12 protein-coding genes and 1 pseudogene are annotated in these 15,524 nt (G+C 58.1%); 8 read left to right on the top strand and 5 right to left on the bottom strand.

Annotated elements, in window-relative coordinates; translation table 11 throughout:
* Positions 1–81: 81 nt before the first annotated feature.
* Positions 82–405: pseudogene (locus tag GSQ92_RS28720) on the top strand (DAK2 domain-containing protein); the annotation flags it as partial.
* 462 nt (positions 406–867) lie between these two features.
* Here the strand turns inward: GSQ92_RS28720 and GSQ92_RS28715 are convergent.
* Genes GSQ92_RS28715 through GSQ92_RS28705 form a run of 3 tightly spaced genes read right to left on the bottom strand, consistent with a single transcriptional unit; the run spans position 868 to position 4,059 of the window.
* Complete coding sequence (locus tag GSQ92_RS28715) at positions 868–1,785, bottom strand: ABC transporter substrate-binding protein (RefSeq protein WP_159014776.1); 918 nt, start codon at positions 1,783–1,785, stop codon at positions 868–870.
* A 50-nt stretch (positions 1,786–1,835) separates the two neighbouring features.
* A complete protein-coding gene (locus tag GSQ92_RS28710; protein WP_159014775.1) occupies positions 1,836–2,672 on the bottom strand; it encodes a class I fructose-bisphosphate aldolase in 837 nt (278 codons plus the stop codon).
* Positions 2,673–2,703: 31 nt separating this feature from the next.
* Complete coding sequence (locus GSQ92_RS28705) at positions 2,704–4,059, bottom strand: FAD-binding oxidoreductase (RefSeq protein WP_256367149.1); 1,356 nt, start codon at positions 4,057–4,059, stop codon at positions 2,704–2,706.
* A gap of 217 nt (positions 4,060–4,276) precedes the next feature.
* Here GSQ92_RS28705 and GSQ92_RS28700 point away from each other — a divergent pair, with 217 nt between their 5' ends.
* A complete protein-coding gene (locus GSQ92_RS28700) occupies positions 4,277–5,830 on the top strand; it encodes an FGGY-family carbohydrate kinase (protein ID WP_159014773.1) in 1,554 nt (517 codons plus the stop codon).
* 15 nt (positions 5,831–5,845) lie between these two features.
* Positions 5,846–6,865 (top strand): YhfZ family protein, encoded by a 1,020-nt coding sequence (locus tag GSQ92_RS28695; RefSeq protein WP_159014772.1) that lies wholly within the window; start codon positions 5,846–5,848, stop codon positions 6,863–6,865.
* A 306-nt stretch (positions 6,866–7,171) separates the two neighbouring features.
* Here GSQ92_RS28695 and GSQ92_RS28690 read toward each other — a convergent pair whose 3' ends face one another.
* Positions 7,172–8,281, bottom strand: coding sequence for a LacI family DNA-binding transcriptional regulator (locus GSQ92_RS28690; RefSeq protein ID WP_159014771.1), 1,110 nt, complete (start codon positions 8,279–8,281; stop codon positions 7,172–7,174).
* 153 nt (positions 8,282–8,434) lie between these two features.
* Between GSQ92_RS28690 and GSQ92_RS28685 the strand changes: the two genes are divergently transcribed.
* From GSQ92_RS28685 to GSQ92_RS28665, 5 genes are all read left to right on the top strand, one after another.
* A complete protein-coding gene (locus GSQ92_RS28685; protein WP_159014770.1) occupies positions 8,435–9,454 on the top strand; it encodes a sterol desaturase family protein in 1,020 nt (339 codons plus the stop codon).
* Between the two features lie 114 nt (positions 9,455–9,568).
* Positions 9,569–10,549, top strand: coding sequence for a substrate-binding domain-containing protein (locus GSQ92_RS28680; protein WP_159014769.1), 981 nt, complete (start codon positions 9,569–9,571; stop codon positions 10,547–10,549).
* A gap of 1 nt (position 10,550) precedes the next feature.
* Complete coding sequence (locus GSQ92_RS28675; protein WP_216857015.1) at positions 10,551–11,588, top strand: ABC transporter permease; 1,038 nt, start codon at positions 10,551–10,553, stop codon at positions 11,586–11,588.
* The gene (locus GSQ92_RS28670) at positions 11,585–12,325 is read left to right on the top strand and encodes an ATP-binding cassette domain-containing protein (protein ID WP_216857014.1); all 741 of its coding nucleotides are present in this window, start codon (positions 11,585–11,587) and stop codon (positions 12,323–12,325) included. Before GSQ92_RS28675 ends, GSQ92_RS28670 begins: the two co-directional genes overlap by 4 nt.
* Before the next feature lie 641 nt (positions 12,326–12,966).
* Entirely contained in the window at positions 12,967–13,968 is a 1,002-nt protein-coding gene (locus GSQ92_RS28665; protein ID WP_159014767.1) for a substrate-binding domain-containing protein, read from the top strand.
* A gap of 489 nt (positions 13,969–14,457) precedes the next feature.
* Here the strand turns inward: GSQ92_RS28665 and GSQ92_RS28660 are convergent, their stop codons facing one another.
* On the bottom strand, positions 14,458–15,408 hold the full coding sequence (locus GSQ92_RS28660) for a substrate-binding domain-containing protein (protein ID WP_159014766.1): 951 nt from the start codon (positions 15,406–15,408) through the stop codon (positions 14,458–14,460).
* Positions 15,409–15,524: the final 116 nt, after the last annotated feature.

Raw genomic sequence — 15,524 nt, 5'->3', positions numbered from 1 at the left:
GGACAACCTCCCCTATGATGATTCGGCGAGCAGCGGCCGCCACTAGGGAGATCGCGGAAGCGCTCGCTATCCGATGCTGCAGCTTGGGCCGAAGCATTTGCCCAAGGCGCCGCGATCGGTCAACTTGGTGACGCCCGGCCTGGGGACCGCACCATGCTGGACGCCATGGTGCCAGCCGCCGAAGCTTTAAAGGCGGCGCTTTTCTCCGGTCTTGATCTCGATACGTCACTCAAACGCAGTTTCGCCGCCGCTCAGGACGGCGCCGCCGCGACCGCTGACATGTCACCTCGGCGGGGTCGGTCGAGCTACCTCGGCGATCGTGTGGCGGGCAAACCCGACCCAGGCGCCGAAGCCGTGGCGATATGGCTTGCCGCGGTCGCAAATACCGCAGTCTCGACACCATGAAATTAGCCCAGCGTCTTGCAAATGTTCGCGACGCCGTCGGAACGATCGCTGTTACCTTTGCCCCGTCATGGCGAACATTTAGACGTGGAGAGGTATTTCAGGGCCGTCGCAGTAAAAGTGAACTAGGAGCTGCAGCCGACTTGCAGCAAGCGCCTTTGTCGCGCGGCCAGTGGCTGCACTATGGGCACTCGGCACTCTTAGCAAAGTGTCGCTACCGAAACCTTCATCGGGTTACGCACTGTCTGCGCCGATAACGTATTCCCGCTTGGGAGGCGAAGGTCCAACCACGACAGCGGTACGGAGGCAAGGGTGAACGATGCCTCCGCCTCAGGATCAACGCTGCCGATCCACGCCGCGATCGGCAGGCCGGCAACAGTGGGGCAGCCGAGATGTTATAGCTTCCCCGTGGCTGCGGAGAGCGCTTGCACATCTCCGCAGCGGATGCCAGAGCCCCAGCGAGCGTCACCATCCTGCGTATGAACCTACATTAGCCCGCGTAACGAGCTTGGAGGGAATGAGGACAGTCGAGTTTGTGAGCTTTTTGCCATTGATGATTGCCCATCCGATCTTTATGCCTTCGATACCCATCGTTCGGGGTTCCTGCGCGGCGGACGCTTGGATCAGCGTATCCGATTTGAGTGCCGCCACGATGTCGGGTGAACCATCAACAGATGTAATTATCATCTCGGATCGATGAAGCTGTTTCGCTGCCAGGTCGGCGCCGATGGCTGTCGGGTCATTTATCGTGAATATTCCATCGATATGCGGGTATCTCGTGAGCAGCGCCTCCGCGACGTCCAGTCCACCGTCGCGCGAGCCCTTTGCGTCTTCATTGGACGAGAGTAGCTTGATGGCCGGGTATTTCGAGAAGACGGCCTTGCACCCTTTCACGCGCTCAACGACTGAGGAAACCTGTGGGCCATTGATTATAATTACGTTTCCCTTGTCGCCGATCTTGTCGGCCAGGAACTGGCAAGAGAGACGCGCTGCTTGGTTATTATCCGTCATGACGACTGCATTGGATCCCAGTGCGCGGTCCCCGACGGCGATGACGGGAATTCCAGCAGCCGTCGCCTTTTTGACGGCAGGCGCGATTGCTACCGGATCGCTGGCGTTCAGCAGTATGATATCGACATCGCTCGCGATGAAGTTCTCGATCTGGTTGAATTGCTTTCCCAGGTCATAGTCTGCGCCCACTGAGACGACCTGCACCTTTGGATTGATCTGGTCGGCTTGCTTGTTGGCGGCGTTGGCCAAGGATACGAAGAAAGGGTTACCCATCGAGCCGAGTGTTATACCCACGTTCTTGAGATCGGCGGCATGGGCTGTAGCTGCAACGAGAGCAATGCTGAGGACTAAGCCAGTCGCTGTTTTATTCATCGTTACCTCCCTAGTGTTTATTCTTCTTATTAGGACCCTGAAACGCTTCGTCAGGCGAAGCGTTTCATCGCATCCTCCGGCGTCACATCACGCTGAACGATATCCTTGAGGCCCTGGATGACCTGTGGGATGACCTCGTTTTCGAATGAGCGGCGCCCGAAAATAAGGCCGCCACATCCGGCCTCGACCGCTGTGCGTGCGAGTTTGAACGTCGACAGGTGGCCACCCTCCGCCGGGCCGCCGGCGAGAAAGATCGGGACCGGGCAGGCGTTCACTGCCTCGGCAAGCACTTCCTCCGAGCCAGGCCACAGGCATTTGATAATATCGGCACCAAGCTCAGCGGCCATACGACAGTAGAGCGAAACAGTTTCCTTAGAGAAGGCAAGCTTTCTGTCTGTGAGCTCATGAACTGACCGGGGTTCAACAATGAGCACTAGCCCGTGCTTGTCGCAAAGTTGCGCAAGACGCGCATTGCGCTCAATTTCCAACCGTTCAAGTTGCGTGTCGTCGTGTCCGATAAACATGTAAGACATCAAGGCATCGACGCCTGAAGCAGCAGCAAGCTCGACATCTACAATGGTCTGCGCCGCCCCTCGCGACGGGCGCATATGCGGTCTGTCCCAATTCTCCCAGTCTGCATGGACGATGAGAGTGGGACGGTCACGCCCGATAAATGCGTCTTCATATATTGAAACGACGCCTGGGCCGAGCACGATTCCATCCGCGTCCTTTAGATGGCCGAGTTTTTGCTTAATCTCTGAACGCGTCCGTCCTCCTGGAAAAGGCCCTAGAAGAACGCCGTGAGAATAGGCGACCACGACTCCACGCTGCGACGCAGGATCGACAAGCCTTCCAAAGCGGATCTTTTTACCCGTTCGCGAATCCATGTTCTCTCCCTTTGACGTTCGTCGGCCTGCATCAGCGAAATGCCAGTTTGCCGGGGTTTAAGATGTTGTCAGGGTCGACGGCTGATTTGATGGTCTGGAGGAACGCCGCTGCGGCTTCGCCGATTTCTTTGGGGAAAACACTTCGTCTGGCGAGACCGACGCCATGGTGGTGCGTCGTCGTTCCCCCGTAGGCCAAGGCCGCTTCCGTGACGATTGACCAGACGCGCGCATAGCGACTCTTCAGGGAAGCCGTGTCGGGATCCTGAATTTGGAAGATGAAGTAGATCATTCCCCCGGTCTGGTAGAAGTGCGATAAGTGGCCCATCGCGACAGTACAGAGCGGTCTGATCTTGGCCATGACGTCGTCATAGATTGTCATGAGTTCCGCCCATCCTACGGAAACTTCGATCGAATCCGCTATAGTGTCACTGAGCTGGTTCGCATCCAGCCACGCTGCGCGGTACCGGCCGGCGTTCCAGGTTTCTGCAACTCGTGCCGGGAGGATCGTTGCCCCGAGGCCGGATAAGATGATGCCGCAAGCGGCGGCTTCGGCTTCCGCGATGCGTTCATGACCTTCGTGGCCCAGGAGGAGTAGCGCTCCACCATGGACCTCTCCCGCGGCATCATAGAGGTGTTGGGACTCCTCCGGATCGTAGAGCCTGACCAGGGCAGGCGTGCACTCTTGGAAAAAAAACTCTCGAACCGCCTGGACGCCGCTATCCAGCGAAGGCATCCGGAACGCGGCAAAGATCTGGCTCCGAGGCTTAGGGAAGATGCGGAGCGTTATTTCAGTGACGATGCCGAGCGTGCCCTCAGAACCGAAGAACAGCTCCATTAGATTAGGGCCGGCCGCTGAGCGGGGAGCATGCCCAAGCGACATACTCGTTCCGTCCGGCAAGATGACCTTCAGCGCCTGGACGAGCTTCTCAATGCCACCATATTTGTTAGAGAATGTCCCAGTTCCGCGAGTGGCAAGCCATCCGCCTACAGTCGAGATGTGGAGCGATTGCGGGTAGTGGCCGCAAGTAAAGCCCTTCTCGCTCAACCACTCCTCCAAGACGCCTCCTAAAACGCCCGCGCCGACAGACACAGTCATGCCGATCTGATCGAAGGCCCGAATCTCTCCGAGCCCCTTCATATCCATGATCAGCGAGCGGGCGTCGGGGATCGCTGCCCCACAAACTCCGGAACCTCCGCCAACAGCGACGACCGACCTTCCGGCCGCCCTGGCGGCCGTCACCATCTTCATCACGTCTTCGTCGTCCCGGGGTCGGAGAACGCCGGCAGGCACGTGTTCAGCAAGCTCTGACCGGCTCCACTTGGCAGCGATGGGCCACGCGTCGCGCGCGAACGATGCCGTTCGTTCCTCATCCGATGGAGTTGCCATCTGCTGGAGGAGTGCAGGGAGATCGGTATCTGGGGTCCTCATATGCGCTCCTGTTAGAAGGCCTTCGCGCGGGGGCTGTCAGATGACGCAGCCTAAGCAGGGCAAGATCAATATGCAATATCCTAAATATTGTGTATACCGCCGTCGAGTGGGCGTTGGCGACAACCGCCCTGCGGCTCGATAAGGATCCGGCACACCGGACGGGTGGGAGATCAGGATGATGGGAGCCGTTTTTATCGGCGTTGACGTCGGATCAACCGGGGTGAAGGTCGGCATCTTCGATGAGACTCTGATGCATCCGGTCGCGACCGGAAGCGCTCACTACGTCGCGCATCAGCCTGTGGACGGCGTCAGCGAGCATGATGGGGGGCTTCTATACGATGCGGCATGCCGCGCCATTAGGTCGGCCGTTGTTCTAAGCGACCTTGCCCCCTCTCGCTTCGCGGGGCTGGCCGTTTGCGGGATGATGAGCGGAACCATTCCCATCGGTATGGATGGTCAGCCTACCGGACCTTATACGACGACGCTCGACCAGCGCGCGAGCAAGTGGCTCATGGACGGCGTGCGCAAACACGGCTCGGCCATCGGCGAACAAACCGGATCCGCCCAGCCTGTGTTCGCTGCAAAAATCCAATGGATCCGTGACGAAATGCCTGACGTGTACAGAAGGACTGCAAAGTTTATGACAGCGGGTTCTTTTGTCGCGTCTAAGCTCGCGGGTCTGAGCGGCAGCGACGGCTTCATCGACCCGACTTACCTTTGGATGACTGGACTGGCCGACGTGAAGATGGAGCGTTGGTCTGGCGAGCTCTGCCGCCTCCTTGGCATCGACGAGGATTGCCTTCCTTCGATCACGCCCTCAGAGTCTAGGATCGGAACCCTCGATGCCTCAACGGCAGCATGCACGGGATTGGTGGCCGGAATGCCGATCTATGCCGGCTGCGGAGACCAGCTTGCCGGGTTCCTCGGTGCCGGCTTAGTGCAGCCGGGAATGGCGGCAGATGTGGCAGGCACCTATGCCGTCTTTGCCGTTACCTCGGCAAGCTTCGGTTTTGACAACAGCGGGTCCTATGAAACGATCAAAGCCGCGGGGGCGGATATCTGGGTAACGCAGAGCTTTGTCGCAGGCGGCGGACTGAATAACGGCTGGTTTCTCAATTCGGTGCTCAATGGCATCCGCCTGGACGAGAAAATCGCTGGGCTGGCGGAGCTTCGCGATGGGCTCGAGGAGGCAGCGCGCTTGCTCCCGCCCGGCTCGGAAAATCTAATCTTCGTGCCCCACCTTGGCGGTCAGGCGCTGCCGCCGAGACCCGACGTCCGCGGGGCCTGGATCGGACTCAACTGGGCCCACCGACGGGAGCACCTCTATAGGGCCATGCTCGAGGGGTTAGCCTACAGCCATAGCCTCTCCCTCCAACGGCGCCGCCAGGCGGACGGATACGCGGAACCCTCCTTGGTCATTGCCTTTGGTGGGGGCGCCCGCAGTAGGCTCTGGACCCAAATTAAGGCCGACGTTCTCGGGATTCCCTTCCGCGTATTGGATCACGATAGCCCCGCGACGCGAGGCTGCGCCATTCTGGCGGCGGCGGGCGCAGGAAAATCGCTGGCGGCGTCCGCAGCAGTCGAAGAACTGTACAATGAGGCGGCAGTTCGGCCTTCGCCAGATGCCCACGCCATCTATTCTGCTATGACCGGCGACTATGCCGAGGCGCTCGATGCACTATACGGTGCCTACCATGCACTCTCCCGGCGCCGTATGCCACCAAGCTAACATACGAGAATGACGATGGCGAAAAAATCTATGTTGACAGTCTCGGATGACATTGACTCTGCGCACGCAAAGACCGTCCGCGCCCTTGCAAACGATCTTCTCGGGCGGGAAGCCGAGGAACGCCTACCGACCTTGGCACAGTACAGCGACAAATTCCGGGTTGGAACCGGGACGGTCAAGAAGGCGCTGCTCGAGCTTGAGCGCAGTCACGCGGTCTCCTGCAGACCACGCGGCCACATGGGCACCTTTATCACGTTGCTCGATATAGGCAGACTTTGGCAGTTCGCGAGACGAGGTGCCGTTAGCGCGGCAATTGGCCTCGCGGAGGCTGCAGAGTTCAGAGGTCTCGAAAGCGGATTGTCAGAGGCCTTTGCCGACTTCGGGATTGGACTTAGCGCCGTTCACGTACGCGGTGCGAAAGCGCGTGTCGGTCTGCTCGAACATGGGGCGTGCGATTTGGCGCTCTTGTCCAAGGCCGCGCTAGGACATTACTTTCCCGAGACAGAAGCCGACCTTGCACTTCTCGAGCTCGGTCCGAATACCTATTACGCCCGGGAGTCAGTTTTGGTTCTCGTGCGCTCTGGCTACAAGAGCGGCCCACTACGTGTCGGTATCGATCCGCAATCTTTTGATCAAGCTGAACTGACACGAGCAGAATTCGACGCCTATGCTGGAGGCGTTGAATATGTAGAGGTGCCGTACTCCCACGTGCCTGCCGCAATACTCGGTGGCTATATCGACGCCGCCGTTTGGCACCGGGTCGGGATCGGCATTCCTCTCGACGCCCTGCAGGTTGTCGTCGTTCCTATGACCAACAAACGCTCGCTGGCGATGCTCGAAACGCTTTCTTTCGCTTGCCTCGTCTCGTCCGGCAAAGATCCTGCTATCCGGGTGCTCCTTAAACGGCTCGACATCACAAGAATTCGAGCCACCCAGGCTGAGGTGGTTCAGAGTGCAGCCGAACAGGAGGCAGCGCTATCCGCCTATTTTCCAAGAGGCGTAAGCGCGCGCGGTGACAGCGTCCGTAAAAGCTAACTCGACGGGCGAGCGTTATGCGGCTGGGCAAGAAGGGGTGAGGCCCCAGATTCCCGACATCCCCTCGCCACGGACCAACTGCGCGGGAAGGCGAACCGAGCGCGAGGGGCCCGCTTGAAAAATCCTGTTGCTTGGCTAGCCGGCGCCTAGCGCAATCCAACCAACCTCGAAATGTTCCATTTGGGCGAAAGCAGGTATAAGGCGCGAAAGCTTTTTGCAATTTATGATCGCGTGGGAATCATTGCGTCGCGTAGGAAGGTATTTGAGACTTCTGCAGGAGCAATGGGTCGGTGTTTACTTGCAAGCTTAAACGTTTTCAGGCGTGTAGAGCTCCATGGGCACGAAGATTTCCATCACGCCTTGGCGTCTTGACCTTCCAAGACCTCCCTCCAGATTAGATTTTGCAGACATGGCCTGCTCGCGGCAGTCCTCTACCGCGGTTCGCATGACTTCCACGGCTGCTTCCGCCAACAACGTCAGCGGATGGGAAATGACCAGATCGATGGTACCGTCGATCAACCCTTCTCGCGTCTCGTCAGTCAGTTCATGGCAGATAACGGCGACGTGCCGGATGGTCTCAACTTCCCGCAAGGCCTGAAGAACCCCTTCCATGCCGCCGCCGGGGACATAGATGCCGCCCAGATCGGGAACCCGGCGTAGAAGGTCAAGAACGCTTTCGTAGGCGAGCCGCGGCTCCTCCAAGCTTACGAGCGGCTCCAGAAGCTGAAGCTCGGCGGCATGCTCTCGAAGGTACGAACGGAAACTGACCTCGCAAATTTCATGTCCCTGATACCGGTGGCTGCCCAGCACAATGGCGACCTTGCCGGTCCTTCCCGCCAATCTCGGCATCGCCCAGCCAGCGGTGCGGCCCGTCTTCCGCCAGTTCCATCCGATGTAACCGACCGGCGCCGTAAGATCGCTTAAAAGTGCAATTGTCGGTTTGCCCTGCTCATGGAGATCGGAAATCGCGCGCGAGACAAAGGGGTGATCCGCGGCCACTACAGCCAATGCGTCGACGCGCTGTCCCATTCGCCGTACACGATCCGCGACGGAGGCAGGCGAGAGGTCTTCCAAGAATTCAACTACCGCCTGACCCTGGACCTTTGGTGAAGAACGGGAAGCGGTTTCCAAAGCCGTTCCCAGATTGCGATAGAACTGGGTTGTGCGCCGCTGGAGGACAAAGCCGAGGCGAAGTAATGGTCGATGCAGCCCCATGCTACGTCGGCTGATTGTCCCCGCAGCATGGAAGCCGATGGTCTGCGCCGCCTCCTGCACCCGCTTTGCAGTGCTTGGCTTCACCGGAAGGCGCCCATTGATGACCCGGTCAACTGTCGCCACGCTGACCTTCGCCGCCTGCGCGAGATCAAACACGGTCGGCCGCCCACGTTTCCCTTTCTGATAGAATTCGTCACTCACTCTTGGCTACTCTGATAGTTTGGTAGAAAATATCATTTCACGTTGCGGTCGTCATCGCAATGGCCTTATTTTGGAGCTGCGGGCTTGGTTCGCGGCCGAACCGCGCATTGCACAATGACCGCTTGGTAAAAGTGGCCCTGAGGGAGTTTTGGCATGTCGGACATTGGGCTAGGGAGCCAGACGGCAAAGGTCCGAGCGCGCGAGCGGCGCGACCATTGGCGTCCGGAAAAGGCCTTGCAGCAGGCGCCAGTGGCCATCTGGCCGCCGCGCCCCGTGGCGGCTCTGAAGTTCCTTTTCGCCTATCCGGGGTATCTCTACCCTTGGAATGCCCTTTATCTGGGTATAGCCGCGATCACTTGGTTCCTTTTGACGCCCGACCTATCTCGTATGGAGACGCTCAAACCGAGTTGGATGCTGCTTATTCTCGCACGGAACGCGGTGATCTTGTTTCTTTTCGTCGGCGCTTGGCACCTGCGGTTATACATACAGAAGTCGCAAGGACAGGACTATAAATACCATCCTCGCTGGCCGGCGACGGGCAATCAGACTTTCTTGTTTGGCAACCAAGTCTTGGACAATATGTTTTGGACCTTTGCCAGCGCAGTGCCGATCTGGTCAGCTTATGAGATCTTGACACTGTGGGGCGAAGCCAATGGCTGGCTTCCTTACCTGAGCTGGCACAAGCATCCAATTTGGTTCGTATTGTTGATGCTGGCAATCCCATTGTTCCGGGAAATTCATTTCTATCTCGTCCATCGAATCATCCATTGGCCGCCGCTCTATCGGACGGTGCACAAACTACACCACAAGAACGTCAACGTCGGACCCTGGTCGGGCCTGGCGATGCACCCCGTGGAGCACGTCCTGTACTATTCAGGCGTGCTCATCCACTGGATTATTCCCTCAAATCCGCTGCACGTGATCTTCCACCTGCAGCACTTGAGCTTTGCACCAGCCCAAGGTCATTCAGGTTTCGAGCGCGTAGTCGTTCGCGAGGGTATCGCGCTCAAGACGGACGACTACTATCACTACCTACACCACAAGTATTTCGAGTGTAACTATGGCAGTGCCGGAGCAATCCCGACGGATATTCTCTTCGGCACCTTCCATGACGGATCGGATGAATGCACCGAGCGAATGAACGAGCGATTTATGGCGCGGCAAAAGAAATAACTCGACGGGAAAGGCACGACATCCACGTGGGCCTTGCGCCTATGGCGATCCACGTCCCATAGAAGAAAGAACAGCCGCTTGAAAATTTAGCGGTTGAAGAGGGAGAAAGTCCGTATGAAAATGTCGCTCGGGGTCGCTGGCGTGGTGGGCATACTGTGTGCCGCCGCCCTGACATCGGCTCACGCCGCGCCGCTGAAAATCATATTCACAGATCATTGGTCGACCAGCAACAACTTCTCCCAGGCGGTCAAGCGTGGCTTCGAGAAGGCGTGTAGTCTGATTCAGGCCGACTGCCAGATGATCTTCGTCCAAAACGAGGGATCAGTGGATCAACAGGCCGCAAATATGCAGGCGGCGCTCGCGCGCAAGCCCGATATACTGATCACCACGATCGTCGACAATCGCGCATTCAATAGCATCTTGCAGAGTGCGAAGGCCGCGGGCGTCATCGTGGTGAGCACGAACGTGGACGCTACCGACGAGCCCGCCATGAGCCTGCGCCAAGCCTTCGTGGGACAAGGGTTTATCCCAGCCGGTGAGGCCCTCGCACTTGCGCAATCTAAGAATTTCGCGAAGACCGGTCCACTTAACATCGTGGTCGGCGTTAACGCGCCGGGCCAAAATTGGTCGGAGCAACGTGCCGCCGGTATCATGAAAGGGCTAGAGGCCTACAAGGCCACTCAGTCGGGCCGAGACATCAAAATCACCCGTATCGATGCGGGCATGGATCCCGCAACCGTCGCCGACCGCGTCGGCGCCTACCTTTCCAGCAACAAAAATGTTACGGCCTATTTCGATACGGGCAACTACGACTACGCCGTGGCCCACGTCTTGCAGGATCGGGGACTTCCACCAAAACAAGTTCTCCTGGCGGGCTTTGATCTGGTTCCCCAGGCGCTTCAGGAGATCAAGGCTGGTTACATCCAGATGCAGGTGGATCAGCAACCTTATATGCAGGGTTTCATGAGCGTCATGGATGCCTACCTCGCCAAGACCGTAAAGTTGACCCCAGCCGATATCAACACAGGTAGCGCGTTGGTCAGGGCCGACATGGTAGACAACGTCATGGCGCTGTCGAAACAGGGCCTGCGCTGAGGTGGACCGGGCCCCGGCGGCAGAGTCAAAGCAAGCGAAGGCCGCGCCAAGTCGTCGAACCAGCCGATCATTGTTCAAGATCTATCTGGAGCGGCCCGAGCTCGCGGCACTGGTCCTGCTCGTCATTTTCATTGCCATGTTCCAGATCCGGTCCCAGGGCTCGTTCCTGTCGGTAGAGAATCTTCGCGGTGTCCTTGGGCTTTTACCGGAAGTCGGGATGATCGGCGTCGGCGTCACTATTCTGATGATCTGTGGCGAATTTGACCTATCGGTCGGCTCGGTCTTTGCGCTGGCCCCGATGCTGATGACGATCTTACTGAACGACGGTGTGTCTTTCTGGCTGGCCGTGCCGATCAGCCTGAGCGCAGCCTGTCTTATCGGGCTGATAAACGGCTTGGTGACGTTGCGCTTTGGTATTCCCAGCTTCATCACGACGCTCGGCATGATGTTTATGGCCCGCTCCGTCACCGTGGTCATCTCGGGTGGCTTCCCGCCGATGATACCAGACGATGCACCGGCTTGGATCTTCACCAAATTTATCGGTCCGGCCTCTATCTTCCGCCTATCCTTTATCTGGTTTCTGGTGGTTGCCATGCTCGCCAGCTGGCTGATGGCTTCAAGTAATCTCGGCAACTGGATCAAGGCGACAGGCGGCCACCTGGAGGCTGCAATCTCCATGGGTATCCCGACTTGGCGAGTGAAGGTCTTCTGCTTCATGCTGTGCGCGGTCCTGGCGGGTTTAGCGGGCATCATGCAGGTGTTGCGTCTCGGCTCGCCTCTGCCTTCTATTGGCCAGGGGCTTGAGCTTCAGGCAATTGCGGCGGCGGTAATTGGCGGTGCTGCGCTAACGGGCGGGATCGGCACTGTCCTTGGCGCCATCGTCGGCGCGCTGCTCATCCGCGTCATCGATAATGGGCTGATTATGACCCAGGTCGATGCCAATTGGTTCATGTTCGCTATCGGGTTTTTGACGATCCTGGCCGTGATCGGCAACACTTGGCTACGTCGGATGGCACGGAAGATTAAGGTTTCATCATGAGTATGTATGATGTTCCAATCATCGACTGCAGAGGCCTCGAAAAGTGGTATTCCGGCGTTCACGCGCTGAGGAACATTGATTTATCCATATTCACGGGCGAGATCGTAGGGCTGGTCGGAGACAATGGCGCGGGGAAGTCTACTCTCATCAAGATCCTCTCAGGTTTTCATACACCTGACAAAGGTGAAATCCGCATCGGCGGGGCCTCAGTGACCATGCGCAACCCAAAAGACGCAATGCGGCTCGGTATCGAGACGATCTACCAATATAACTCGATGGTTCCGACGATGACGATCGCGCGGAACCTTTTCATTGGCCGGGAGCCGAAGAAGTGGTCTGTCTTGGGCTTTGGCGCCCTCGACGGCGCCAAGATGCGGCGGGATTCCGTGACCGCAATTGCAAATGTCGATCTTCATCTGCGTTCACCGGATGCACTCGTCGGCGAACTTTCTGGCGGTCAGCGGCAAGGCGTCGCAATAGCTCGGGCGATGCACTTCAAATCCAAAATCCTAATTCTTGACGAGCCGACTAACCACCTATCGGTTAAGGAGACAAACAAAGTGATCTCCTTTGTGCAAGGCCTCAAAGCCCAATCGGTTACGACCATATTCATTAGTCACAATATCCATCACGTGTTCGCCAGTTGCGACCGCATCGTGGGAATGTCGCGCGGCGAGATCGTGTTCGACAAGAAGGTCGCCGATACCACAATGGAAGAGGTGCACGACGTCCTCTGACGGCCGCGCGATTGAAGAGGCGAGCCGACGTGGTCGACCAGGCCTCAGGGCGCTCCACTTGGCGGTGCCATCGGTGAAGGACCCGGCCGTCATCCTGGCCTTCCGCGCTGTAGGCAGTGGCCCCTCGACGACTGCCTGTAGACCCTGCAGGCCGACGATCCCGCACTCGGCACCTTCGTCACCGCACCGCCACCCACGGCGCCACGGCATCTCCCGGTTGCCCTAGAAAGAAGTAGCAGGCCGCAGAGGCCCAAGTTCAAACGCCGTCGTTTCTTCGCCTGATGCCCAGGTGTGTCGGACACCTTCGAACACCACCTTACCGACGTGCTCAGCTGGATGGGACGCTATGTCCTTGAAAGGCTACCGCGTAGTGGTTGGCTCTTCGGCATGCGCGTCTCCAGCATAAACATGCGGGCAATGGGGCCAATCGATAAGCAGATCCGTACCAGTTGGCGTTGGCTGGCGGGACAGTGCGCGACAAGCCGCCGTCGATCGGCAAAGCCGCGACGAGCACGAAAAAAGAGCCTGCTATATCAAATGGCCTGTTCGCAATCGCCCCGCTGTGTGCTCCTCTTGCACACGCGGGGCGTTAGACCCCAGAACGCAAGGCGTGCCGAGCAGAAATCAATTGGGAGAAAAACGTGTCCCTTCTTCATCGAGCAACGCGCTTGATTGGCTTGACAATATTAGTAACCATTAGCGGCGTCGTCGGCGTCGCCGTTTCGGGAAAAGCGGCTGACCTCAAGCCGATTACGATCGCTCTCATCCAGAAGCAAGGTGACCAGCAATATTTTGTCGATGAGGCAGAAGGGGCAAGGAAAGAGGCGAAGGCTCTCGGGAACATTAGACTCGACGTCATCAACGTCAGCCTCGATTCCAACGCAGCCATCAGTGCGATGAGTACGATGCTCGGGCAGAAGGTTGACGGCATCGCGATCGTCGTGCCCGACCAACAAATCGGACCGCAGGTCATAGATATGGCTGCGCAGGCGAACGTGCCGCTGATCGCGGTCGACGATCCGATCAAAAGCGGTGCTGGCAAGTCATCAGCCTACGTCGGTTTTGACAACTACCAGATGGGCTACAAGGTGGGATTGGAAGCTGGCCGCTTGTTTAAAGACGCCGGTTGGACGCCAGCGAACACACGGATTCTCGCCGCGTTCAAACAGGACGTGTCGGATTGCCGAATCCGGCAGCAGGGGCAAATGACTGGCTTCACGAAGTCGGCTGGTGGCACCCTCGCTTTGATCGAAATCGGAACTGATAATTCCAATGTTGACGCGCAGAACCGCACTGCCGCGACTGTGACAGCGCATCCCGACGTGAAGCACTGGGTCGTATGGGGTTGCAACGACGAAAGCGAGACGGGCGGGGTTACTGCGCTCGCCAACGCTGGCTTCAGGCCGGAACAGATTATCGGCGTCGGGCTTGGAGCTTATCTCACCTGTAAAGACTGGCAGGCAGGTTCCCCTACGGGCAACAAAGCTGCACTGTTTCTCAGCGGTAGCGTCAATGGCGCAGCGGCGGTGCGGGTGCTCAACGACAACATTCGCAACAAGATTCCGCTTCCGCCAATGACAATCGCCAACCAGACAATTGCCACGCCCCAGAATTGGAAGTCGGTTATGGGCAGTTGCAGCTAGACTAGCGTGCGTTGGGATCGGATCAGGATCCGGTATTAGCGAACGCTGGCCTGGGAGACTAGCTGCTTAGCTCGCAATCGGTCGCGTTCCCGTCATAGCTAGGCGTGCGGGCGCGATAGTACGTCGCAGCGCGCGTCCTGGTTGGGCGGCGGAGGGTGCTCGTGAAACTCTATATCGATGAGGGGTCCCTCCCAAGCGGGTTCGTAACCTCTGTCCAGCGACGCTGCATATGGTCGGCCGGCTGGGAGATGCGCACGACTGCACGGAACTGGTCCGAATGAGCGCTTAGCCCGGTCGCGACCGTTCGTTGCAGATCCCTGGGCGCAAGATGAGGGCGTTCCATTTAAAAACGCCTGCCCGATCTATTTCGGAATCAGGATGGACGCGACGCAGTCAAGCATGCTCGGCGCGCGGCAACGTGGCGACCGCCTCTTCTTGCCGCGTGTCGTTGCGATATTGCGTCCATACCCAGTGCTGAGGGACCGCCGGCTAGCGGGTCCCCGCGTTGGCGAACTTTGCAACCATGTCGATATTGCTCTTCGTAACGAAGGCGGGTCCGGTCAATACTGCCTGCCCACCTCCGACAACGTTACCATTCGTTTTGTAAAGCCATAGTAGATCAATCGCCTCATATCCTTGTACAAAAGGCTGCTGATCAACTGCCCATTGAAGTTTGCCCTGCTGGATGAGGTGAGCCGCAACCGGCGTGAGATCGAAAGTGCCTACCTTCGCTTTATGACCGGACATGCTGACGGCGGTAAGAGCGGTCGGGGCGAAGGGGGCCCCCAAGGTTACGACATAGTCGATCTTCGGGTCCTGCTGAAGCTTCGCGACCAAGCGAGACTGCGCCGCGGCCATATCATACCCTGGCGTGTAGACCACGCTGAATTTGCCGTGAAAGGCATCCTTGATGCCGTTAGAACGTGCCTCGAGTTGCACGGCACCCTGAAGAGGGTTGATGCATATGGCGTCCGTCGCGCCCTCGGCATTAAGTTCATTCCCGACGGCCATGCCTGCGGAATGATTGTCGACCCCTACATAGGCCATGAGGCCGGCTTGCTTCCAATTATCAGTGCCGGCGTTGAAGCCCACAATTGGGATGTTCGCAGCTATTGTCTGTCTGACCGCGGACTCCATCGCACCCGGGAATGCGAGCGTCAGTGCCACTCCATCAACATGCTGCTGAGTGACGTTGACCAGCAGTTTGGATTCGCCCGACGCCGTCGAATCGGTGAGGTATACCAGTTTGACATTATCCTTCGCTGCGGCCGCCTCCGCGCCTTTTCGAATAATGTCCCAAAATGAGTCTCCTGCCTGTCCGTGGCTGACCATGGCAAAGACATAGTGTGGCTTCTCGGCGGCTAGACTCGTTGATTGATATGCTAACGAGCCGAGAATGATGCCGCTTGCCAAAGCCGCCACGTTTCTCTTTAGGACCATCTAACTCTCCCTTATGCGGCTCTTTTGGGGCGAGGATCGACCCTCGGACCCATCCGCCTATGTTCATGCTTGTCAGAACACGCTGTGCGTCGTAGCCTCTGCACTGGAGCGCTCCA

The organism is Acidisoma sp. S159, from assembly GCF_009766125.1.
In the GTDB taxonomy this organism is placed as follows: domain Bacteria; phylum Pseudomonadota; class Alphaproteobacteria; order Acetobacterales; family Acetobacteraceae; genus Acidisoma.
The sequence above is the reverse complement of the archived record's forward strand: the minus strand, read 5'-3'. Positions and strand labels throughout refer to the sequence as shown.

Coding starts and splice junctions, on each gene's coding strand:
- GSQ92_RS28715 (WP_159014776.1), bottom strand. CDS start 1,785: ATGAATAAAACAGCGACTGGCTTAGTCCTCAGCATTGCTCTCGTTGCA.
- GSQ92_RS28710 (WP_159014775.1), bottom strand. CDS start 2,672: ATGGATTCGCGAACGGGTAAAAAGATCCGCTTTGGAAGGCTTGTCGAT.
- GSQ92_RS28705 (WP_256367149.1), bottom strand. CDS start 4,059: ATGGCAACTCCATCGGATGAGGAACGAACGGCATCGTTCGCGCGCGAC.
- GSQ92_RS28700 (WP_159014773.1), top strand. CDS start 4,277: ATGATGGGAGCCGTTTTTATCGGCGTTGACGTCGGATCAACCGGGGTG.
- GSQ92_RS28695 (WP_159014772.1), top strand. CDS start 5,846: ATGGCGAAAAAATCTATGTTGACAGTCTCGGATGACATTGACTCTGCG.
- GSQ92_RS28685 (WP_159014770.1), top strand. CDS start 8,435: ATGTCGGACATTGGGCTAGGGAGCCAGACGGCAAAGGTCCGAGCGCGC.
- GSQ92_RS28680 (WP_159014769.1), top strand. CDS start 9,569: ATGAAAATGTCGCTCGGGGTCGCTGGCGTGGTGGGCATACTGTGTGCC.
- GSQ92_RS28670 (WP_216857014.1), top strand. CDS start 11,585: ATGAGTATGTATGATGTTCCAATCATCGACTGCAGAGGCCTCGAAAAG.
- GSQ92_RS28660 (WP_159014766.1), bottom strand. CDS start 15,408: ATGGTCCTAAAGAGAAACGTGGCGGCTTTGGCAAGCGGCATCATTCTC.